The sequence below is a fragment of the Rhizobium sp. TBD182 genome, from assembly GCF_001950375.1.
Taxonomy (GTDB): domain Bacteria; phylum Pseudomonadota; class Alphaproteobacteria; order Rhizobiales; family Rhizobiaceae; genus Agrobacterium; species Agrobacterium tumefaciens.
The window spans coordinates 1,426,145-1,449,458 of sequence record NZ_BDLN01000001.1 but is presented as its reverse complement, the minus strand read 5'-3'; the positions used below and the strand labels follow the sequence as shown (position 1 = coordinate 1,449,458).

Genomic DNA, 23,314 nt, shown 5'->3' with positions numbered 1-23,314 from the left:
AGTGTCACGGAACTTTCTGCAAACCTTCGTCATATTGTCATACAATATAAGCATATGCGCTCCAGAAAAGGAGCGCAGAATGACGCCACAATCACTTGAACTTTCGGGTATCGGAAAAGGCTTTGGAGCTGACGATGTTCTGAAAGAGATCGATCTTTCCATCCGTCCCGGAGAATTTTTGTCCCTCGTCGGCATGTCCGGCTGCGGCAAGTCAACGCTGCTGCGCATCATCGCGGGGCTGGAAACGCCGGATCGCGGTTCGGTGACGATCGGCGGTCACGATGTGACGGAGATCGATCCAAGTGACCGCAATCTGGCGATGGTGTTTCAATCCTACGCGCTTTATCCGCATATGAGCGTGCGCCAGAACATCGCGACGCCGCTTCGGATGCGACGTCTGCCGCTTGCTGCACGCTTGCCGCTGATCGGAAGATTTGCGGCGCCTGCCGAAACTTTGCGCCAGATCGATGCTGCCGTCGAACAGGCGGCCGAGACCCTGCAGATCGCGCATCTGCTGGACCGCAAGCCGGCCCAGCTTTCAGGCGGCCAGCGCCAGCGAGTGGCTCTGGCCCGGGCACTGGTGCGCTCGCCTGCCGCATTCCTCATGGACGAACCACTCTCCAACCTAGATGCAAAGCTTCGCGCCCACATGCGCGAGGAGCTTGCCGGGCTGCACCGGCGGTTGGGCGCGACGTTTATCTACGTCACCCATGACCAGATCGAAGCGATGACAATGTCGGACCGCATCGCGCTGATGTCGGAAGGTCGTATCGAGCAACTGGGCACGCCGGACGAGCTTTACCGGAAACCGGCGACACTGACGGTTGCGCGCTTCATTGGCACGCCGTCGATCAACCTGCTGCCTGTGGAAATCGATGCTGGAGGTAAGGTCACGGCTTTCGGTCGCGATCTTGGCGTCGAGGCTTCTGGTCGTGATGCCGGCCCGGCGACGCTTGGTCTTCGCGCAGAGGATTTGCGCCCGGGTGCCGAAGGCTTCGCAGTGCGGGTGACCCGCAGCGAAACCCACGGTGCGGACCGTTTCGTGAACTGCCGTCTTCTGAGCGATGAGACCGTCGCCATTACCCTGCGTCAGGCCGCGGGCGAGGTGTTGGGCGCCGATGAGAACGGCGTGATGAACCTCGGCTTTGCGCCGGAGCGCGTGCATCTTTTTGCCGCAGACGGCCTGCGTCGCAAGACGACGGTGCGTGAAATGGTGCCGGCATGACGGCGGTTGATTTTTCCTCGGCCACGCGCGCAAAGTCTCGCCCGCGCCTCTCGAAGGCGGACCGGCGGATGATCTGGCGTGGCCTGATGTTCGCGGCACCGGCAAGTCTGCTGCTTTTGGCGATCTATATCGTTCCCATATTCGTTCTGGCCGGTTTTTCCCTCACAGATTACAAGCTCGGCGCACTCTCCACCCGCTTTGTGGGTCTCGACAATTTCGTGAAGGCTTTCCACGACCCGGTCTTCCTGCGCGCGCTGGCGAATACCGCCATTTATGCGGTCATCGTCATTCCCTTCGGCGTTTTCCTGGCGCTCGGCGTGGCTTTGCTCGTTTATAATCGCAAGCGCAGCCGTGCCTTCTGGGAAGTCGCTTATTTCCTGCCCGTCACCGCAACGCTCGTCGCCATGGCGACCGTGTGGCAATTTCTGCTGCATCCTTCGCTTGGCCCGGTGAATGCGGCGATCAAGTGGTTCGGCTTCGAGCCCGTCGCGTTCCTCTCCAACCCGGTTCTGCTCATTCCCACCATGGCGCTGATGGGTGTCTGGCAGGTTCTGGGCTTCAACATGGTGCTGTTCCTCGCCGGCCTCACCGCCATTTCGAAGGATCTGCACGAGGCATCGAGACTGGACGGCGCGAAAAACCCGATCGACCGGTTCCTGACGGTGACTTGGCCGATGCTGGGGCCGACGACGATGTTCGTCGTGGTCACCACCTCGATCTCGGCCTTCAAGGTGTTCGAGACGGTTGCCGTGCTGACCAAGGGCCGCTTCGGTTCCGAAACCCTGCTTTTCGATCTCTATCTTGAAGGGTTCGAATATTCCAACACCGGTTATGCCGCCGCGCTGACGGTGATCTTCCTCGCTATCGTGTTGATCCTCTCGATCGGCCAGACGCTGCATATGGACCGGAAGGTGCACTACTGATGGCCGCGCTCCGCAAATACTTCCCGCATCTCGTGCTGGCACTCGGCGCTTTCGTGATGCTCCTGCCGTTCTACTGGATGATGTTGACGTCGATCCGCTCGCCTGCGGAAATATTCGACGTCTCGCTCTGGCCGATCCCGGCGAAATTCGATGCCGTCGAAAACTATACCCGCGCAGCGAGCCAGGTGCCGATGGCACGTTTCATGCTGAACGGCGTCATCGTCTGCGTCGGTATCCTCGTCGTACAGGTCCTGACATCGGTGCCGGCGGCCTATGCGCTGGCGAAGCTCAGGTTTCCGGGTCGCAAGCTGCTGCTGGGTCTCATCATCGCGGCACTCTGCGTGCCAATTCAGGCACTTGCCCTGCCGCTTTTCGTCGGTCTGGCGAAGACGGAACTGCTGAACACCTATTTCGCGATGATGATGCCGTTCTTCCTGTCGGTCTTCGCCATCTTCCTGTTCAACCAGTCCTTCCGCAGCTACCCGGATGAAATCATCGAAGCGGCCCGCATGGATGGTTTTTCGGAAATGGAGATTTGTTGGGGACTGGTGCTGCGCGGCTCGCTGCCTTCGCTCGCGGCTTTCTCGATCTTCTCGCTCGTCGCCCACTGGAACGACCTTTATTGGCCGATGATCGTGGTCTCCGACACCAATCTCGCCCCGCCGCCGCTCGGCATGATGCTTTTTGCGGATGTCGAATCCGGCGCCAATTACGGTGCCCTGATGGCGGGCGCAACACTGATTACCGCGCCAATGGTGCTGTGCTTCCTCCTCGCACGGCGGCATTTCATCGCCGGTATTACCATGACCGGCGTCAAGTGACGTCGTTCGAACTCCTCCTCCCAACCCATTTTGGAGAATGACATGAAAATTAACCGACGCGCTCTGATGGGCGGTCTGGCACTCGGCGTGGCCTTTGCAGGCCTCGCAACGCCGGTTCTTGCCAACGAAATCACGCTGAACGTTCTCTACAACCTGCCGGGTTTCACGAAATTCCATCAGCCGCTGGCCGACGAATTCATGAAGAAGAACCCGGATGTGAAGATCAACTTCCTCGCTCCGGCCGCAGGCTACAATGAAGGCCAGCAGCAGGTTCTGCGCTCCGCCGTCACCGGCAATCTGCCCGATGTTTATTTCTCGGGTTACAACCTGACGGCGGAACTGGTGCACACGCTCGCACCGCGCAACCAGATCACCGATCTTAGCCCCTTCATCCAGGCTGAAGGCGGTCAGGCCTTCCTCGACAAGAACTACAGCCCGAAGATGGCAGCTCTCGGCCAGATCGACGGCAAGCAGTACGGCCTGCCGGTCAACGCTTCCTCGCCGATCATCTACATCAACTCCGACCTCGTCACCAAGGCTGGCGGCGACCCGGACAAGATGCCGACGACCTTCCCGGAGCTGATCGCTCTCGCCAAGAAGATCAAGGCACTCGACCCGAAGTTTGCGGGCATGAGCTACGACATCAATGGCTGGCCGGATGACTGGTTGTGGCAGGCGCTTGTTTTTGAACAGGGCGGCAAGCTCGTTGACGAGAAGACCAAGACCGTTGCGTTCGACAACGAGATCGGCCTCAACGCCCTGAAGATGACCCGCCAGTTCGTCACCGAAGGTGGCCAGAACCTGCTCGACTGGGACCAGTCGCGCCAGCAGTTCGGTGCAGGCCTTACCGGCTTCATCTTCTCGACGCCCGCTCACGTTCAGACAATCCAAGGTCTGGTTGGCGATCGCTTCAAACTGAAGACGGCAACCTTCCCGCTCGACAACAAGGAAAAGGGCGGCGTGCCGACCGGTGGCAACTCTGCCGTTATACTGACGCAGGAAAAAGCCAAGCAGGATGCTGCCTGGAAGTACCTGAAGTGGATCACCGGCCCCGAGGCGCAGAACACCATCGTGCGCATCACCGGCTACCTGCCGACCAACAAGCTGGCAACCGGCGCTGACTTCCTGGCTCCTTATTACGCCGAGAACCCGAATGTGAAGACAGCTTCGCTGCAGGCTGATCGTTCTCTGCCGTGGGCCGGTTATCCCGGTGGCGATTCCGTCCGCATCTGGCGCACCCAGCGCGATATCATCGGCACCGTCATGCGCGGTGAAGTGTCGCCGGAAGCTGGTCTCAAGCAGATCGTCGAGCAGACCAACGCCCTGCTGAAGTAAGCGATACCATCGAAAAGGCTGCGGGAACCACATTCCCGCAGCCATTTTATGCAGAGAGACCGACAATGAAGATCATCCAGATTACAGACACCCATCTTTTACCGCCAGGCATCGCGATAAACGGCGTGGATCCCGAGAAGCAGTTGCGCGCGGCGGTATCAGATATCGTCGAAAAACACGCAGACGCCGACCTTCTGGTGATGACGGGCGATCTTTGCAATTACGGCGAGCCGGAGGCCTATGAACTCCTTCGCGACATTTTGGCGTCCGTGTCCTTGCCCGTGCGGCTGATGCTCGGCAATCACGACCGCCGTCCGGAATTCGTGGCGGCCTTTCCCGAACAGCCACGGGATGAAAACGGCTATATCCAGTCTTTCATCGATACCGATTTCGGCCGGCTGCTGTTTCTCGACAGCCACGAGGCCGATGTCATCGGCGGCATGTACGGTGCGGATCGCCTGACATGGCTGGACAAGGCGCTCGAAGGCGCTGGCGACCTTCCCGTGACGGTTTTCGTTCACCATCCGCCAATGGATTGCGGTATCCGGCATTTCGAAAACATCGGCATGCATGATGACGGCGCGGTTATGCAGCGTCTAGGCAGACATCCGGCCGGCGTGCGCCATATTGTTTTTGGCCATATCCACGTTCCGATGGCGGGCACCAGCGCCGAAGGCATCGCCTATAGTTCCGGCCAGGCCTGCGCGCATCGCTTCATCACCGATATCGAGGTTGTCGATCCCCTGTGGACCGGCGGCAACCCCTGTTACCGGGTGATCAGCCTCGGTACATTCGGCATGCGTGCCTATGATGTAGAAGTAGGGCAGGTCGTGCTGGGTCAGGCCTCCGCATGCGAAGGCCCCTGATTGCGGGCAATAGCTGAGGCAACCCTCCGGTATGCGACGAGGCGATCCATACGCCTCATCAGCGGTTGCGGTCGGCTGCGATGCTGCGATGGCCCCGCAGCCTGTCGCGCCGATGCGCCACTTGCGGTCTGTCGATCAGATTTGATGGATCAAAGCCATGGTCCCGTTCACACCCTTGATCTGTGTCAGTTTCATCGTTGAAACTCCGCGCCATAGTCACTGGTGAGGTGGCCAGCCACGTGACGCGCCATCTGGAATGCAGATCATGGAGAAGTGCATGCTTGAAAAGCGTATCCGCAACGCGTCCCTCTTGAACAGGATCGTCAGCGCCGAAGAGGCTGCCGGCCTCATTCAGGATGGCATGACGGTGGGCATGAGCGGCTTTACGCGGGCCGGCGAAGCAAAGGCGGTACCGCTGGCGCTGGCCGAGCGTGCGAAGACGCACCCGATGAAGATTACCCTGATGACCGGTGCATCGCTTGGCAATGATCTCGACAAGACCATGGTGGAGGCGGGCATGCTGGCGCGCCGTATGCCGTTTCAGTCCGACCCCGCTTTGCGCAAGGCGATCAATGACGGCAAGGTGATGTTCATCGACCAGCACCTTTCTGAAACGGTCGAGCAATTGCGCGGCGGCCAGATCCACGGTGTGGATGTGGCCATCATCGAGGCGGTGGCGATTACGGCGGACGGCGGTATCGTGCCCACCACATCCGTCGGTAACTCGGCGAGCTTTGCCATTCTGGCCGAAAAGGTCATCGTTGAGATCAACCTGTCGCAACCCGACGTTCTCGAGGGGTTGCATGATATTTTCATCCCCGCAAAACGCCCGACCCGCATGCCCATTCCTGTGGTAGCAACGGACAGCCGCGTCGGTCTGCCGTTCATTCCGGTGCCGCCGGAAAAAATCGCCGCAATCGTCCTGAGCGACAAGAGCGACAGTTTTTCGACGGTGCTGCCGCCTGATGACGAGACCAAGGCGATTGCCGGCCATCTCTCCGAATTCCTGCTGAATGAGGTCCGTCATGGCCGCATGACCCACGAACTCCAGCCGTTGCAGGCCGGTATCGGCACCATCGCCAATGCCGTCATGCACGGTTTCATCGATACGCCGTTTCACGATCTCAAAATGTATTCGGAAGTTCTGCAGGATTCGACCTTCGAGCTTTTCGACGCGGGCAAGCTGACTTTCGCTTCCGGTTCATCGATCACGCTCTCCTCTGCCATGAACGAACGGGTCATGCCGCGACTGGCCGATTACAAGAGCAGGCTGATCCTGCGTCCGCAGGAGGTCAGCAATCACCCGGAGGTCATCCGCCGCCTCGGCATCATCGGCATCAACACCGCGCTGGAGTTCGATATTTACGGGAACGTCAATTCCACTCATGTCGGTGGCACTCACATGATGAACGGCATTGGCGGCTCGGGGGATTTTGCCCGCAACGCCTACATGTCCATCTTCGTCACCAAGTCGATTGCCAAGGGCGGCGCCATCTCCAGCGTCGTGCCGATGGTCAGCCATGTCGACCATACCGAACATGATGTGGATATTCTGGTCACGGAAATCGGGTTGGCCGATCTGCGCGGCCTTGCTCCGCGTGAGCGCGCTGCTGTCATTATCGCAAATTGCGTGCATCCCCACTATCGCGATGCCCTGACGGACTATTTCCAGCGAGCGGTGGCACGCGGCGGACATACGCCGCACCTCATTGAAGAGGCGCTGTCCTGGCACAATGCCCTTCGCGAAAGGGGCACGATGCTGCCGCAGCGATAGAACTCGCCTGCACGTCACAATCACGTCTCCCGGCTCCGCAAGGCGGGAAAATTGGGTCTGTTTGGACACACCGGCGCGGAAATCTCCGCGCTTGCGCGATGGTTGCTGGCGCGGCAGTTCCGCCTCCGGTAGAAATTCCTGTCCTCTGGCCGCTATCCGGCTGCCTTTGGGTTGCAGGAGAATGATGTGATGCCCATCCGCTTCGTAGCCATAATCGCGATTGTTGCCCTGCTCGCTGGCTGCGGGGGGCGTCCCATCGGGGTCATGACGCCAACAGGGCAGACCGTGGCGGGAACCACGCCCGTCAATCTCCTGGTTGCCACCACGCGAGCGCCCTCGGACAATGCCGCCGTGCTTTTCGGCGGCGAACGCGGAACCGGCTTGAAGGTCGATGCCGTCACCATCTCCATTCCGCCTAAGGCCAACCGCAAGGTCGGGCAGGTGCAGTGGCCGAAGAAGCTGCCGCCTAACCCTCTGAAGGATTTCACCACGGTGGCGGTTGAGCCTGTTCGTTCCGAAGCGGAGACGAAAAGCTGGATCAGCAAACATATCCACAAGGACCGCCGCGTTCTGGTCTTCGTGCACGGTTTCAACAATCGTTACGAGGAATCGGTCTATCGCTTTGCGCAGATCGTCTATGATTCCGGCTCGGATGTCGTGCCTGTGGTTTTCACATGGCCGTCACGGGCGAGTATTTTCGACTATAATTACGACAAGGAAAGCACCAATTACTCGCGCGATGCGCTAGAGGAAATGCTGACCCGTCTGGCAAAGGACAAGTCGATCGGCGAGGTCACGGTCATGGCGCATTCCATGGGCACATGGCTTGCCGTGGAGGCGCTGCGCCAGATGGCCATCCGCAACGGCCGCGTCGATCCGAAGATCAGCAATGTCATTCTGGCAGCACCAGATCTCGATGTGGACGTGTTCAGCCGGCAGTTCGCCAGCTTCGGCAAGGCGCCGCCGAAATTCACCCTGTTCGTCTCGCAGGATGACCGTGCGCTCAGCCTGTCGCGCCGCATTTCCGGCAATGTCGACCGTCTGGGCCAGATCGACCCTTCCGTCGAACCCTATCGCAGCCAGCTGGAAAAGGCCGGTATCACTGTTCTTGATCTGACCAAGCTGCAATCCGGTGACCGGTTGAACCACGGCAAATTTGCAGAAAGCCCTGAAGTCGTGCGCTTGATCGGCGACCGCCTCATTGCCGGCCAGACTGTGACGGATTCCGATGTCGGTCTGGGGGAGGCGCTGGGCGCGGTCAGCATCGGTGCCGCGCAAACGGTTGGAACGGCGGCAAGCGTCGTGGTCAGCGCGCCCATTGCGGTGTTCGATCCGCGCACGCGTGAAAATTACGGCAGGCAGGTGGAGAGGCTCGGCCGCTCTGTTGAAAACACCGTCGGATCGGTTGGTGATACGGCCGGCTCCGTGGTGGACGATCAGGCGGTTCAGTCTTCGAGAGTGAATTGCGACGCCGCCGCCAATCGTAACCGGGCGGAGTGCCGCAATCGCTAGATCACGATGAGAAGTGTATGGCGAAAACCATAAGCGATTTTCGCCATCCAGCTCGCGCAGATTTGTATACAGCTTGTATTTTTACCTATATGGTCGGGTCAACAGCTCAACTTCCGGAGTAAGATCCCATGCGTTGGAAACGCACCCTGCAGCTTCTCGATGTTCATTGCGAAGGCGAAATCGGCCGTGTCGTCACCGGCGGCGCGCCGAAAATTCCCGGCAACACCGTGGCCGAGCAGCTTAACTGGATGAATACCGATCCAAAAGGGGAAGCCCTGCGCCGCTTTCTGACGCTGGAGCCGCGTGGCACGCCCATGGGGTCAGTCAATCTTCTGCTGCCGCCGAAGCACCCGGATGCCCATACGGCCTTCGTCATTCTCCAGCCGGATCAGGCGCATGCCAGCTCCGGCTCCAATTCCATCTGCGCGACGACAGCACTTCTGGAAAGCGGCATGGTGGAGATGCAGGAACCGGAAACGGTCGTCATTCTGGAAACGGCCGCCGGTCTGGTCAAGGCCACCGCCACCTGCCGCGACGGGCGCTGCGAAAAGGTCAAGCTGACCATGGTGCCGTCCTTCGTGCATGAGCTGGATGTGACCATCGACACGCCCGAATGGGGCAAGGTGACGATGGATATTTCCTATGGCGGCATCTTTTACGCGCTGGTCGATGTGCGCCAGATCGGCCTGACCATCGAAAAGGCCAATGCAGCGAAACTGGTTGCTGCGGGCATGATCCTCAAGGACCTCGTCAACAGTGAAATGACGGTCGTGCATCCCGAAATCCCCGCCATATCAGGCGTGGCCTATGTGATGTTCCGCGATGTGGATGCCGATGGTTCCATCCGCACCTGCACCACCATGTGGCCTGGCCGGGCGGATCGCTCGCCCTGCGGTACCGGCAATTCCGCCAATCTCGCCACGCTTTATGCGCGCGGCAAGGTGAAGGTGGGAGACGAATACAAATCCCGTTCGATCATCGGTTCGGAATTCGATGTCGGCCTTTCCGCCGTCACCGAAGTGGCCGGTCGTCCGGCGGTCATTCCCACCATTGCCGGGCGCGGTTTCACCTTCGGGCTGCACCAGGTCGGCCTTGACCCCTTCGATCCCTTTGCGGACGGCTTTGCCATGACGGATGTGTGGGGTCCCGAAGCGGGCGGCATCTGAGGCTCGCTTCAAAAAAATGACATTTACAGCCGCCCGATGCCTCTCGGCGGCTGTTTTCCTGTGACGAAAGATGCTAAGCGGGCGCCAATTCCGTCATGCTCCGAGGTATCCCGATGAAGTCGCTCACCCTTCGCCGCCCTGATGACTGGCATCTGCATCTGCGCGATGGCGCCATGCTGGAAGGCGTGATCGGGGATACGAGCCGCCATTTCGCCCGCGCAATCATCATGCCGAACCTGGTGCCACCGGTGGTCACCTGCGCCGATGCCCGCGCCTATCGCGAACGCATCGTCAAGGCCATTCCGGCGGGCGACCGTTTCGAGCCGCTGATGACGCTTTATCTCACCGAGGACACGCAGGCCGACGACGTGGAAGAGGGCAAGAAAAGTGGCCTTATCACCGCCGTGAAGCTCTATCCGGCCGGCGCGACCACCAATTCCCACGGCGGCGTGCGCGACTTCAACAAGGCGATGCCGGTTCTGGAACGCATGGCGAAGATCGGCCTGCCGCTTTGCGTGCATGGCGAGGTGACGACGCCGGAGGTCGATATTTTCGACCGCGAGAAAGCCTTCATCGACACGGTTCTGGAGCCGCTGCGCCAGCGCCTGCCTGAGCTCAAGGTGACGATGGAGCACATTACCACCCGCGATGGCGTGGACTACATCAAGTCGTCCAAGGCCAATCTCGCCGGTTCCATCACCACTCACCATCTCATCATCAACCGCAACGCCATTCTGGTCGGCGGTATCAAGCCGCATTATTACTGCCTGCCCGTCGCAAAGCGCGAGGAGCACCGGTTGGCACTCCGTGCGGCCGCGATTTCGGGTGATGCCCGCTTCTTCCTCGGCACCGATTCCGCCCCGCATGTCGATCCGCTGAAGGAATGCGCCTGCGGCTGCGCCGGCATATATACCTCGATCAACACCATGAGCTGTCTTGCGCATGTCTTCGAGCAGGAAAACGCTCTCGACAAGCTGGAAGCCTTCGCTTCCCTCAACGGCCCAGCCTGGTACGGGTTGGCGCCAAATGAGGAGACGATCACGCTGGTGAAGCGCGATGAGCCGGTGTCGTTTCCCGCCAAGATCGAGACGGGCGCCGGGCCGGTGACCGTATTCGATCCGATGTTCCCGCTTCATTGGGACGTGAGCTGATTTTTTTTAATGACCGCCGGCACTGCCGGCGGTTTTGTTATGAAGGCCGAAAAAGGAGAACGCCTATGAACCATTTCACATTCACTGACCGCACTGTCGTTGCAGAACTGGTTGCGAAGATGTTGTGGGAAATCAAGGCGGTCCACTTCAATTCGGAAAGCCCGTACACCTTCGCTTCGGGCATGAAGAGCCCCGTTTATATCGACATGCGCAAGCTCATTTCCTTCCCGCGCATTCGCTCTGCGGCAATGGATTTTGCGGCAGCGGCGGTTATGCGCGAGGCCGGTTTCGAGAAGTTCGACTGTGTCGCGGGCGGTGAAACGGCGGGCATTCCCTTCGCGGCTTTCCTTGCCGAGCGTCTTGGCCTGCCGATGATCTATTGCCGCAAGAAGCCAAAGGGCCATGGCCGCAACGCCCAGATCGAAGGCCATATGCCGGAAGGCGCGCGCGTGCTCGTCATCGAGGACCTGACGACGGCTGGCGGCTCGATGTTCACCTTCATCGACGCCATCCGCGCGGCAGGCGGCATTGTCGATCACGGTATTGCGCTCTTCTATTACGGCATTTTCGAACAGGCCGAAGCGCGCTTCGCCAATGGCAATGTCAAGCTGCATTATCTCACGACCTGGCGCGATGTTCTGGCTGTTGCCCGGGCTGAAAAGCTGTTCGACGAAAAGACCCTGTCGGAGGTCGAGGCCTTCCTCGATAACCCGTTGCCATGGTCTGCAAAGCGCGGCGGCGTCAGCGAATTGCCGCAATCTTAATTTCGGATGAGGCCAGCCAGCTTGTGGCTGGCCTTCCGATCGATCTTCGTCTAAATCGATTTAAGTCCATTTGATTTGCTGTTTGAGGAGGACCGTAATGATCCTGTGTTGTGGTGAAGCCCTGATCGACATGCTGCCCCGGCAGACGACGCTGGGTGAGGCGGGTTTTGCCCCCTATGCAGGCGGAGCGGTCTTCAACACGGCCATTGCGCTCGGGCGTCTCGGCGTCCCGTCCGCGTTCTTCACGGGTCTTTCCGATGACATGATGGGCGATATCCTGCGGACAACCCTGCGGGCGAGCAACGTGGATTTCAGCTATTGCGCAACACTTTCGCGGCCGACCACCATCGCCTTTGTCAAGCTCGTCGATGGCCATGCCACCTACGCCTTTTATGACGAAAACACTGCCGGCCGGATGATCACCGAGGCCGAGCTTCCCGCCTTGGGCGCCGATTGCGAGGCGCTGCATTTCGGCGCGATCAGCCTCATTCCGGAACCCTGCGGCAGCACCTATGAGGCGCTTATGGTGCGCGAGCATCAAAGCCGAGTCATCTCCCTCGATCCGAATATCCGCCCCGGTTTCATCAAGGACAAGCAGTCGCATATGGCCCGCATCCGCCGTATGGCTGCCATGTCGGATATCGTTAAATTCTCCGACGAAGACCTCGAGTGGTTCGGTCTGGAAGGTGATGAGGACACGCTCGCTCGCCACTGGCTGCATCACGGCGCGAAACTGGTCGTCGTCACCCGTGGCGCCAAGGGTGCGGTCGGTTACACCGCCAATTTCAAGGTGGAAGTGGCTTCCGAGCGGGTGGAGGTCGTCGATACCGTCGGCGCGGGCGACACCTTCGACGCCGGCATTCTCGCCTCGCTGAAAATGCAGGGGCTACTGACGAAGGCGCAGGTCGCTTCGCTGACGGAAGAGCAGATCAGAAAGGCTTTGGCGCTCGGCGCAAAGGCTGCTGCGGTGACCGTCTCGCGAGCTGGCGCAAATCCGCCCTTCGCGCATGAAATCGGATTGTAAAGGATATGGTTGAACCGTTTTGAAAAGGCGGTTCACCACTCCTGCCTGGGCCAGGGTCGTAAAAAACCGATATTTGGATATCAAGAAGCTTGTGTCGGCCGGTCTTTCACGAAACAAGCATCGCATGAGCGTTCCAACAACCCATCCTTTCGATTTCGACCCGACCTATGGCATGCGGCGCGAGCAGTTGCTGGCCATTATCCCGCCTGAGGCGCCGCCGGGCTTTGATGATTTCTGGAAGAAGCGTTATCGCCGCGCGCTGGCCACGGATCCGCGACCGGTGCTGCGCAAGAGCAAACTCAGCCATCCCCGCTGGCATGTTCTCGATATCTCATACACATCCACCGGCGGCTTCCGCATCGGTGGATGGATGCTTCTGCCGCGCAAAGGACAGGTGCGGCGCGGACTTGTTGTCGGCCATGGTTATGGCGGGCGGGGAGAGCCCGATTTCGACGTGCCGGTGGAAGAAACGGCCGTGCTGTTTCCCTGTTTTCGCGGGCTTTCGCTAAGCGCCTGTCCGCCGATTTCGTCCGACCCGGCCCTTCATGTCCTCTACAACATCGAAAGAAAAGACGACTACATCATCGGTGGCTGTGTCGATGATCTGTGGATCGCCGTCTCCACGCTCGTCACGCTCTATCCATGGCTGGAAGGGCAGGTGGGTTACAGCGGCATCAGCTTCGGGGGCGGGATTGGGGCTTTGGCGATACCATATGATGCGCGCATCGACCGGGGCCATCTGGTCGTACCCACATTCGGACACCGGCCGTTCTGGCTGACGCTGCCGACCGTCGGCAGCGCGGATGCGGTCCAGACCTATCAGAAGACCCATGCCAATGTGCTGGAAATGCTGCGTCTGTTCGATGCCGCTTCTGCGGCTTGCCGCATAAAAGTGCCGATGCTGGTCGCGCCCGCCCTGTTCGATCCGGCGGTGGCGCCGCCGTGCCAGTTTGCGGTTGCCAATGCCCTGCCGTTCTCAAAATTTAATGAAATCTTCATCCTAGACGCGGGACATTTCGAATACGCTGACAGTGCATCCCAAGATGCGGTCCACAGGGACAAGGTCAGACAGTTTTTCAAGGTGCCATGAAACGCGAATATCTCCGCTGGTATAGTCAAAGGCTTCATCGTGATATGGAGCTGTTGATATTCGGTCATTCTGGCGCCAAGGTGCTGATGTTTCCCACACGCGACGGGCGCTTCTTCGAATATGAGGAACTTGGCCTTGTCGACAGTCTGGCCGATAAAGTGGAGGCCGGTCATCTTCAGCTCTATTGTATCGAGGGGCTGGCCAAAGAGACCTTTTATGCGGCCTATAATCACCCGGCCGAGCGCATTCGCCGCCATGCCGCCTTCGAAGATTATATTCTCAATGAAGTGCTGCCGCTGATGGCTGAGAAAAACCCGCATGGTGATACCATCGTGCAGGGCTGCAGTCTCGGCGCGTTTCAGGCCGCCAGCCTAGTCTTTCGTCACCCACATCTTTTCCGCAAGCTCGTCGCCTTTTCCGGCCGCTACGATCTGACGATGAAGGTGGAATCCTTCGGCGATCTGTTCGACGGTTACTACGATGACGATGTCTATTTCCACATGCCGAGCCACTTTCTGCCGGACCTCGCCTGCGGCTGGCGGCTTGAAAACCTCCGCCGCATCGACATGGTTTTCACCATCGGCGATGCCGATCCGTTTTTGGACAACAACCATCACCTGAGCCGGGTTCTTAATGACAAGCAGATAGGGCATCAGTTGCATGTCTGGGAGGGACGTGCTCATCGTGCAGGCGCCTGGCGCAAGATGGCGGCGCTGTATATCTGAGGCGATCGGCTCCGCCTCAGGCGAGGAGAAATTCCATCAGAGCATTCTGCGCGTGCAGAAGAAATGCCTTTGCGGGCCGGCTTTGACAGGCCGGATGCGACATTGCATCTGCCGTCACTTCCTGACCACGGGCGACCGGTGGGCAGGGTAAAAAGATCACCTCGGGCTGCATCCTGTCGAGAAGGGATGCGGATATGCGGTAGTCGATCAGGATATGATCCGAACCGGTGGGCCAGGAATCGGTAATGACCACATCCGCGTCCAGCAACTCCGCCATATCAGAGCTGGCCCGGAAATTCGGGTTGATGAGCGCAGCATCGGTGACGTGCCATTGTTCGGGGTAAACTTGTGTGACCTGAATTGGCAGGGAAATCGAGGCCTCGACCCACGAGCGCAAAATATTGGCATCCGGCGCGACGCCGACGATCTTGAGACCGTCGACCCGGCCTCTCAAGCTTTTGATGTGTGCAAGATCGCCAAGCGTCTCGCAGGGATGATTGGACTTGGTCCGCGCGTTGATGACGGGTGCGCGCATTTCGCCCGCAAGCGCCCGGAGGGTCGAGAGTTCTTTCGTGCGGATAATGACTAGATCGAACCAGTTGTCGAGATAGCCCGCCAGGTCGGCAATTTCTTCGCGACCATTAAAGCTGATCGGGACGTTGACACAAATACCGCCCATGGCCTGAATGCCGAGATCGAAGGCAGCGGTGTTGCGCCAACCGGTCTCGTCGACGATCAGCCCGATGCGTTTTCCCTTGAGCAGCTGTGGCATCGTGCCCTTTGACCAGTCCTGCGCCAGACTGCCTGCACGGTCTATGATCGACAGCACCGCATCTTCAGGCAGGTCATGAAACGCCAGAAAATCCTTGCCTTGCCGCAGTGCCATATGTGCCTCCAATCGGCGTTCCATCGATGCTGAATTGAAAAAGCCGGAAGTTTCCTTCCGGCTTTCGTAATTATCAAGGGAGCAAGGATTTTACCCCGCCAGTCCCGACAGCGCCTTCACCAGACCCTGTGTCGAGCTGTCATGGCCGGCTGCACTTTCCTTGCCTTCAACGACGGGAAGCAGGCCGGTTGCCAGTTCCTTGCCAAGCTCCACGCCCCACTGGTCGAAGGAGTTGATGCGAAACAGCACGCCTTCCACGAAGACGCGGTGTTCGTAGAGCGCGATCAGACGGCCAAGCGCAAATGGCGTCAGCTTGTCGTAGACGAAGGTAATGGACGGGCGGTTGCCGGTGAAAACGCGGTGCGGCGCGATGAAATCGGCTTGGCTGTCTTCCATGCCCTTGGAGGTGAGCTGGGCTTTCGCTTCGGCCAGCGTGCGGCCCTTCATCAGGGCTTCCGACTGCGCCAGGCAATTGGCGATGAGAAGCTGGTGCTGATGGCGCAGTTCCGGTTCGAAACCGTTGGCGGCGATCATGAATTCCGCCGGAATGACGCTCGTGCCCTGGTGGATGAGCTGGTAGAAGGCGTGCTGGCCATTGGTGCCGGGTTCGCCCCAGACGACCGGGCCGGACTGGCCTTCGACAGGTGTCCCGTCGATCGTCACGCCCTTGCCGTTCGATTCCATGTCGAGTTGCTGCAGATAGGCAGGGAAACGCGACAGGCGCTGGTCATAGGGCAGGATCGCCCGCGTGGAATAGTTCAGCACGTTGCGGTGATAAAATCCGATGAGACCGAGCAGCATCGGCAGGTTTTCACGGATCGGCGCCTCGCGGAAATGCTTGTCCATGGCATGCGCGCCATCCAGAAACTTGCCGAAATTCTCCGGCCCGATGGCGATCATCAGCGGCAGGCCGATAGCCGACCAGATCGAATAACGTCCGCCAACCCAGTCCCAGAAACCGAAGATGCGATCGCTCTCGATGCCGAAGGCGGCAACCTTTTCCAATGCTGTCGAAACGGCGGCGAAATGGTGCTTCACAGCCTCTTCACCCAGCTTTTCGGCAATGAAACGGCGCGCGGTCGCGGCATTCGTCATCGTTTCGATTGTGGTGAAGGTTTTGGAGGCGACGATGAAGAGCGAGGTCTCGGGATCAACGAGCTTCAGCGTGTCGGCAATATGCGCGCCATCGATATTGGAGACGAAATGCGCACGCGGACCATCATGGAAAGGCGCAAGCGCCAGCGTCGCCATGACGGGGCCGAGATCGGAGCCGCCGATACCGATATTGATGATGTCGGTGATCTTCTTGCCGGTCGCACCTTTCAGGGAACCGGAGCGAATGGCGTCGGCAAACTTGCCCATGGCGGTAAGAACGGCGTTCACATCCGGCATCACATCCTTGCCGTCAACGAGAACCGGCGTGTTGGAGCGATTGCGCAGTGCGGTGTGCAACACGGCACGATCTTCGGTGAAATTGATCGCCTTGCCGGAGAACATCTCCTCGCGCTTTGCCTCGACGCCACCGTCGCGCGCCAGCTGTTCGAGAAGCGTGACGATTTCGTCATTAACAGCGCATTTGGAATAGTCCATCAGCAGGTCATCGAATTTGGCGCTGAAACGGCTGAATCGTTTGTCGTCGGCCGCAAAAGCAGCGCGCAGATCGGTTGCGGCTGTGCTGCTTGCCGTTGCTTTCAGTTTTTCGATGGTGGCCTGCATCTCGTGCTCCTCGGCTTCCTGGAAGGATGAGGAAACTATTCTTTTTCAGGCGACCAAATCAAGGCGACTTCGGTAAAAGAAATGGACTGGGAGAAAAGAAAAGAGCCGGTCACCCGGCTCTCGTCCTTCAGTTCAGATTGCGCAACTCACGCCGCAAGATCTTGCCGACGTTCGATTTTGGCAGCTCCGTTCGGAACTCGATGATTTTCGGCCGTTTGTAGTTTGTCAGGCTTTTGGCGCAGAAGGCCTTGAGTTCCGCTTCCGTCAGCGACTGATCCTTCTTGACGACGAAAAGCTTGACGGTCTCGCCGGAATGTTCGTCGGGAACCCCGATTGCCGCGCATTCCAACACGCCGGGATGGCTGGCGGCCACTTCCTCGATCTCGTTCGGATAGACGTTGAAACCGGAAACGAGGATCATGTCCTTCTTGCGGTCGACGATCTTGGTGTAGCCGCGCTCGTCCATGAAGCCCATGTCGCCTGAACGGAAGAAACCGTCTTCGGTCATTGCTTTCGCGGTTTCATCCGGCCTCTGCCAGTAGCCGGCCATGACCTGCGGCCCGCGAATGCAGATCTCGCCGACCTCGCCGGTCGGCAGGCTTTTGCCTTCCTCGTCGCGAATGTCGATTTCCGTAGAGGAAATTGGCAGGCCGATGGTGCCGCTGAATTCCGTGGCATCGAGTCTGTTAACGGTGGCAACGGGCGATGTTTCCGATAGCCCGTAACCTTCGGCGATCGGGCAGCCGACCATGGAAAGCCAACGCTCGGCCACCGGCCTCTGCACCGCCATGCCGCCGCCGAGAACGAGAATGAGCGAGGACAGATCGAGCTTGCGGAAATCCTCATTGTTCATCAGCGCGTTGAACAGCGTATTGATACCCGGAAAAATATGCGGTCGATAATGCGACAACTCTTTCACGAAGCCGGGAATATCGCGTGGATTGGCGATCAGCAGGTTATGGCCGCCAAGCGCAATGCCCATCAGCGAATTCACCGTCAGCGCAAAGATGTGGCACAGGGGCAGCGCGCAGATGAAGTTGAGGACTTCTGGACGGTCCTTGCGTTGGGTGAAAGCGGCATCCAGCCACAGGCTTATCTGGGCCTTGTTGGCCAGAAGATTGGCGTGGGTGAGGATCGCACCTTTGGAAATGCCCGTCGTTCCGCCGGTATATTGCAGGAATGCGATATCCTGCGGCAGGAGGCGGACCGCCTTCAGGGAAAATCCCTGGCCTTCCTTCAACACGGCCTTGAAGCTGATGGAGCCGGGAATAGCGTAGGCCGGCACCAGTTTCTTCACCTTGCGAACCACAAGATTGACGATATGTCCCTTGAGGCCGAGGAGATCACCCATGGCTGCAACGACCACATGTCTGACGGCGGTTTTCGGCACCGCCTGCTGCGCCACATGGGCGAAATTCTCCAGTACGAAAAGCGCTTTTGAGCCGGAATCCTTCAGCTGGTGTTCCAGCTCGCGCGGCGTATAGAGCGGATTGACGTTGACCACGATCATGCCTGCCCGCAAAATTCCGTATACGGCGACGGGGTTCTGCAGGATATTCGGCATCATCACCGCAACCCGGTCGCCTTTTTCCAGCCCTCTGGATTGCAGCCATGCGGCCACCGCGCGGGTTTCAATATCCAGATCCCGGTAGGTCAGGGACTTTCCCATGCTGGAAAAGGCCTTCCTGTCGGCAAATTTCGCGCAGCTCTTTTCGAGAAGTTCGACAAGGGAGGTATTGGCGGATGCGGGGATTTCGGAAGGTACGCCCGGCGGGTAGGATGCCAGCCAGCGCTTCTCTGCGCTGACATTTTCCGGATGTCCCAGGGACAATTCACTCATGCTTCTCCTCCCAGAGTCTCTGTCGCGCCGTGCGTTCGATGGAACGCATGAAAGGCGCTATAAGCTGCCTGATCATCATGAGACCCCCAATCAGCCGGCGTAATGGCCGGATTGAGGGAACCGCATGTGGCGTCACCGGATCGACTGCTCCTCCGCTCCCCGATGACGAATGATAGACGTCTAATCACTTGACGTCCATCGTATCGGCAAAGCCTATTTAACTCTAACGTAAACGTCAATATTCCTGCCGAACATCTCGCAACCTCGTGACTGGAAACCTATTTTCTCCGCCTTTTGACTTTAATCCTGATTTGAGCGATCAACATAATTCGCAAAGCAGGGCAGGATTGGAAATGGCAGGCAACGCAGCGCTTGAACTGAAATCGGTCGGAAAAAGATTCGGCGATACGGATGTATTGTCCGATATCGATCTGACCGTCGAACGCGGCGAAATCATTTGTCTGGTGGGACGTTCCGGCTGTGGAAAATCGACCCTGCTGCGCATTATAGCGGGTGTGGAAACGCCGGATCATGGCAGCGTTTGTGTGAATGGCGCAGTCGTTGCTGGTCCGGCTGGTTTCGTGGAACCGGAAAAGCGCAATATCGGTTTCGTCTTTCAGGATTATGCGCTCTTCCCGCATCTCACCGTCGAACAGAATGTGATGTTTGGTCTCAGGTCATTGCCAAAGGCCGAGGCCCGCCGCCGGGCTGCGGAGATGATCGAGCACGTTCATCTGCAGGAGTTGGCCAAGCGATACCCGCACACGCTTTCGGGCGGTGAGCAGCAGCGCGTAGCCCTCGCCCGCGCCCTTGCCCCGCAACCCGGCCTGCTGTTGATGGATGAGCCCTTTTCCAATCTGGACCGGGGATTGCGCGACACTGTGCGCGAGGAAACGCTGGGCGTCCTGCGGCAACTGGGCACGACGGCGATCATGGTCACCCATGATCCGGAAGAAGCGCTTTCCGCCGGCGATCGTGTGGTGCTGATGCAGCGCGGTCGTATCGTCCAGAGCGGCACGGGCTACGAAATCCACGATCATCCCAAAAGCCGCTACGCCGCCGATTTTTTCTGCGCCTTCAACAAGATCGAGGGCAGAGTGAGGGAGGGGCGGGTGGAAACGCCGCTCGGGCCTCTGGGCGATGCGTCCGGTCTGGCGGAAGGTCTTGCCGCCACCGCCTATGTTCGCCCCAATGCGATTTCGATCATCGAGGACAGCGCTGCGAAAGACGGGATTGCCGGCGAAATATCAAGTCGTGTGTTCCTCGGCGAGATCGAACAGCTCGGCATAGCCGTTCCCGGCCTTCCAGCCGACCTGCGCGTCAGGACGATGCAGCGCACACCCGCCAAGACCAAGGCCGTGCGCTTCGGCATCGATCCGAAGGGTGTCCTGATATTTACCTGAAGTTGAATGAGCGGATTTGCATGTTTATTTTCGCTCTATTTTCAACTGTTGGTGATCGAAACCCGTCTGAAACCGGCCAAATAAAACTTGATTTGATACGTCATGTATGATGTTTGCTCCCCCTATATTGCGCCATCGAAGAGGGAGACACACCATGACGAAATTTGCCAAACTTGCCCTGCTTGCCAGCACGGTCACTTTTGCAGCGGGATCAGTCAGCGCTGCTGAACTGAATATCTACACCACGAGAGAGCCGGCCCTGATCCAGCCCCTGCTGGAATCCTTCACGGCCTCCAGCGGTGTCAAGGTCAACACCGTATTCCTCAAGGATGGCCTTGCAGAGCGCGTTCTGAGCGAGGGCGCAAGCTCACCTGCCGACGTTCTGATGACGGTGGATGCCGGCAATCTCGTCGATCTCGCGGAAAAGGGTGTTACCCAGCCGGTTGAATCCGAAACCCTGAACAAGGCTATTCCGGCGGAACTTCGCGACGCCAAGGGCCACTGGTTCGCACTTTCCATGCGTGCCCGCGTTCTCTATGCGGCGAAGGATCTCGACCTTGCCTCCTTCAACTATGAAGACCTGGCAGATGCGAAGTGGAAGGGCAAGATCTGCATTCGTGCCGGCCAGCATCCCTATAATACGGCTCTCTTTGCCGACTACATCGCTCACTATGGCGCAGCGGACACCGAAAAGTGGCTTGCCGGCGTCAAGGAAAACCTGGCCCGCAAGGCAGGCGGCGGCGACCGTGACGTTGCCAAGGATATCCTCGGTGGCATTTGCGATATCGGCATCGCCAACTCCTATTATGTCGGCCTGATGCGCTCGGGCAAGGGCGGCGAGGAGCAGGTGAAGTGGGGCGAAGCGATCAAGGTCGTTCTGCCGACGTTCAAGAATGGTGGCACGCAGGTCAACATCAGCGGTGCGGCTGTTGCCAAGAACGCTCCGAACAAGGCCGAAGCCGTCAAGCTTCTGGAATACCTTGTTTCGGACGAAGCCCAGAAGATCTATGCCGAAGCCAACTTCGAATATCCGGTCAGGCAGGGCGCAGCACTCAACGACATCGTTGCCTCCTTCGGCACCCTGAAGGTTGACAACAAGTCGCTGACGGAGATCGTCTCTCATCGCAAACAGGCGAGCGAGCTGGTCGACAAGGTCGGTTTCGACCAGTAAAGGCCAATTGGCGACAACAAGTTGGAAGGCGTTCGCATCCGCGGGCGCCTTTCCCTGTATTTTCAAGAAGCTCATGAATCCAGACGCCGTCCAGCCATTGATGCCCCGCGCAAGACCAAGGTTTTCATCCTCCTTCTGGTGGCTGAGCCTGTCTCTGGCAGCGGTCTGTGGCGCCATGCTGCCGGTTCTGGCACTCGTCTCACAGGCGGTGCAGGGGTCTGATGGCCTTTGGTCCCATCTCGGTTCCAGCGTGATTTTGACGGCTTTGCCGGATACCGCCGTTCTGATGCTCGGCGTCGGGTTGCTGGCCGGTGTTATCGGCACATTTGCCGCCTGGCTGGTTACGGCCTATGATTTTCCCGGCCGCAAAATACTGGAATGGGCGCTGCTGCTGCCGCTCGCCATGCCCACCTATATCGTCGCTTACGCCTATCTCGATATCCTGCATCCGATCGGGCCGGTGCAGGGGGCGATCCGCTGGCTGCTGGGCTATTCCAGCCCGCGTGAATTCCGCCTGCCGGACATAAGGTCCATGACGGGCTGCATCATCCTGCTCGGTTTCGTGCTGTTTCCCTATGTCTATATTCCCGTGCGCGCCATGTTCCTCACGCAGGCGGGCAACCTGCTTGAAGCGGCACGCACACTTGGCGTTTCCAGACGCGCGGCTTTCTTCAAGGTTGCGGTGCCTTTGGCGCGCCCGGCCGTCGCGGTCGGCATCAGCCTTGCCCTGATGGAAGCGCTGAACGATATCGGCGCATCGGAATTCCTTGGTGTCCGAACACTCACCGTTTCGGTCTATACCACATGGGTCACGAAATCCGACCTGCCCGGTGCGGCGCAGATCGCGCTTTCCATGTTATTCATCGTGGTTGCCCTCGTGGCATTTGAACGATGGGCGCGGCGTAAGCAGCGTTATACCGTGTCGGCGCAGAAAAGCAGGGAACTGGAGCCTGTGCGTCTCACCGGTCTTAAAGCTTGCGGTGCCTTTGCGCTCGGCAGCCTGCCGGTTCTGATCGGCTTCGTGGCGCCGGCAAGCTATCTCGTCACCGAGGCATGGAAGCGTTTCCGGTTCAGCGGACTGTCGTCCCGTTTTGCCGATGAGGCTCTGAATACCATCCTCTTTGCCGGACTGGCGACGGCGATCACCCTCGTCTTCGGCCTTGCGGTCGCTTACGCGATGCGCCTTGCTCCGGGACGCCTCTCGCTCTGGTCCTACCGGCTTTCCACGGTAGGTTACGCGGCCCCCGGCACGGTCATCGCCATAGGTGTACTGATCGCGCTTGGCGGCTTCGACCGGTTTGTCGACCAGACCATGCGCGACTGGTTCGGCATATCCACAGGCCTTATTTTCATCGGCAGCGGTGCGGCCCTGATTTACGCCTATTCGGCGCGGTTCCTCACCATTGCGGCTGGCGGCGTCGATGCCGGCCTGAGCCGTATCCCGCAATCCTTCGATCACGCCTCGCGAACGCTGGGACGATCCGCAACACAGACATTCAGACAGATCCATCTGCCGCTTTCAAAGGCATCGCTGGCCGCCGCCGCCTTGCTGATCTTCGTCGATTGCGTCAAGGAACTTCCCGCCACACTCCTGTTACGGCCGCTGAATTTCGAGACTTTCGCGACCCATCTTTACGGTGAGGCGGCGCGTGGCACCTACGAGGAAGCGTCGATTGCGGCCTTGGCGATTGTCGTCATCGGCATCCTGCCGGTCATGCAGCTTGCAAGGATCGGGCGGCGCAAGAGCTGACGCCTGCACCATAAATGACAGGCGCAAAACTGTGCGAGAAGCCAATAAGCTTCAAATCTGCCCAGAAAACGACAAGCATCCGGCCTTAATCCTGATGTAAATACTCAGCTTAATTGAGGTGCTGCGGCCTGCCGTATATAAACGTCGGCCGTGATCTGTTTCGGGGCATATC

The 23,314-nt window shown here is 59.0% G+C and carries 19 protein-coding genes; 16 read left to right on the top strand and 3 right to left on the bottom strand.

The features are described from left to right. Positions 1–79: 79 nt before the first annotated feature. The 13 genes from T18_RS07245 (at position 80) to T18_RS07185 (ending at position 14,376) form a co-directional block, all read left to right on the top strand. Positions 80–1,225, top strand: coding sequence for an ABC transporter ATP-binding protein (locus T18_RS07245; RefSeq protein ID WP_038489714.1), 1,146 nt, complete (start codon positions 80–82; stop codon positions 1,223–1,225). After that, a complete protein-coding gene (locus tag T18_RS07240) occupies positions 1,222–2,148 on the top strand; it encodes a carbohydrate ABC transporter permease (protein ID WP_038489716.1) in 927 nt (308 codons plus the stop codon). The genes T18_RS07245 and T18_RS07240 overlap by 4 nt, the downstream gene beginning before the upstream one ends. After that, positions 2,148–2,969, top strand: coding sequence for a carbohydrate ABC transporter permease (locus T18_RS07235; protein ID WP_003514860.1), 822 nt, complete (start codon positions 2,148–2,150; stop codon positions 2,967–2,969). Before T18_RS07240 ends, T18_RS07235 begins: the two co-directional genes overlap by 1 nt. 42 nt (positions 2,970–3,011) lie before the next feature. Next, complete coding sequence (locus T18_RS07230; protein WP_025592292.1) at positions 3,012–4,304, top strand: ABC transporter substrate-binding protein; 1,293 nt, start codon at positions 3,012–3,014, stop codon at positions 4,302–4,304. Positions 4,305–4,369: 65 nt separating this feature from the next. Beyond that, positions 4,370–5,170 carry a phosphodiesterase gene (locus T18_RS07225; RefSeq protein ID WP_038489719.1) on the top strand — a complete coding sequence of 267 codons (801 nt, stop codon included), beginning with the start codon at positions 4,370–4,372 and terminating at the stop codon, positions 5,168–5,170. Positions 5,171–5,447: 277 nt separating this feature from the next. After that, positions 5,448–6,944: an acetyl-CoA hydrolase/transferase family protein gene (locus T18_RS07220; RefSeq protein WP_038489722.1), complete on the top strand. Its 1,497-nt coding sequence runs from the start codon at positions 5,448–5,450 to the stop codon at positions 6,942–6,944. Between the two features lie 189 nt (positions 6,945–7,133). Then, entirely contained in the window at positions 7,134–8,456 is a 1,323-nt protein-coding gene (locus T18_RS07215) for an alpha/beta hydrolase (protein WP_013635402.1), read from the top strand. Between the two features lie 128 nt (positions 8,457–8,584). Further along, the gene (locus T18_RS07210; RefSeq protein WP_038489725.1) at positions 8,585–9,622 is read left to right on the top strand and encodes a 4-hydroxyproline epimerase; all 1,038 of its coding nucleotides are present in this window, start codon (positions 8,585–8,587) and stop codon (positions 9,620–9,622) included. 113 nt (positions 9,623–9,735) lie between these two features. After that, entirely contained in the window at positions 9,736–10,773 is a 1,038-nt protein-coding gene (gene pyrC, locus T18_RS07205) for a dihydroorotase (RefSeq protein ID WP_013635404.1), read from the top strand. 65 nt (positions 10,774–10,838) lie between these two features. Continuing rightward, the gene (locus tag T18_RS07200) at positions 10,839–11,537 is read left to right on the top strand and encodes an orotate phosphoribosyltransferase (protein ID WP_003514873.1); all 699 of its coding nucleotides are present in this window, start codon (positions 10,839–10,841) and stop codon (positions 11,535–11,537) included. Positions 11,538–11,634: 97 nt separating this feature from the next. Next, a complete protein-coding gene (locus tag T18_RS07195) occupies positions 11,635–12,561 on the top strand; it encodes a carbohydrate kinase family protein (protein WP_003514875.1) in 927 nt (308 codons plus the stop codon). A gap of 124 nt (positions 12,562–12,685) precedes the next feature. Beyond that, the gene (locus T18_RS07190) at positions 12,686–13,651 is read left to right on the top strand and encodes an acetylxylan esterase (protein WP_038492675.1); all 966 of its coding nucleotides are present in this window, start codon (positions 12,686–12,688) and stop codon (positions 13,649–13,651) included. After that, the gene (locus T18_RS07185) at positions 13,648–14,376 is read left to right on the top strand and encodes an esterase family protein (protein ID WP_038489729.1); all 729 of its coding nucleotides are present in this window, start codon (positions 13,648–13,650) and stop codon (positions 14,374–14,376) included. The genes T18_RS07190 and T18_RS07185 overlap by 4 nt, the downstream gene beginning before the upstream one ends. A gap of 16 nt (positions 14,377–14,392) precedes the next feature. Here the strand turns inward: T18_RS07185 and T18_RS07180 are convergent, their stop codons facing one another. The 3 genes from T18_RS07180 to T18_RS07170 form a co-directional block, all read right to left on the bottom strand. Next, positions 14,393–15,262, bottom strand: a complete 870-nt coding sequence (locus T18_RS07180; RefSeq protein ID WP_038489733.1) for an ornithine carbamoyltransferase — start codon at positions 15,260–15,262, stop codon at positions 14,393–14,395. 90 nt (positions 15,263–15,352) lie between these two features. Then, a complete protein-coding gene (gene pgi, locus T18_RS07175) occupies positions 15,353–16,978 on the bottom strand; it encodes a glucose-6-phosphate isomerase (RefSeq protein ID WP_038489735.1) in 1,626 nt (541 codons plus the stop codon). A 127-nt stretch (positions 16,979–17,105) separates the two neighbouring features. Next, positions 17,106–18,818, bottom strand: coding sequence for a long-chain fatty acid--CoA ligase (locus tag T18_RS07170; RefSeq protein WP_003514883.1), 1,713 nt, complete (start codon positions 18,816–18,818; stop codon positions 17,106–17,108). A gap of 353 nt (positions 18,819–19,171) precedes the next feature. On the opposite strand from T18_RS07170, the gene T18_RS07165 reads away from it, so the two are divergent. From T18_RS07165 to T18_RS07155, 3 genes are all read left to right on the top strand, one after another. Continuing rightward, entirely contained in the window at positions 19,172–20,221 is a 1,050-nt protein-coding gene (locus T18_RS07165) for an ABC transporter ATP-binding protein (protein WP_013635410.1), read from the top strand. Between the two features lie 154 nt (positions 20,222–20,375). After that, positions 20,376–21,392 carry a Fe(3+) ABC transporter substrate-binding protein gene (locus T18_RS07160; RefSeq protein ID WP_038489739.1) on the top strand — a complete coding sequence of 339 codons (1,017 nt, stop codon included), beginning with the start codon at positions 20,376–20,378 and terminating at the stop codon, positions 21,390–21,392. Between the two features lie 73 nt (positions 21,393–21,465). Beyond that, on the top strand, positions 21,466–23,142 hold the full coding sequence (locus T18_RS07155; protein WP_038489742.1) for an ABC transporter permease: 1,677 nt from the start codon (positions 21,466–21,468) through the stop codon (positions 23,140–23,142). Positions 23,143–23,314: the final 172 nt, after the last annotated feature.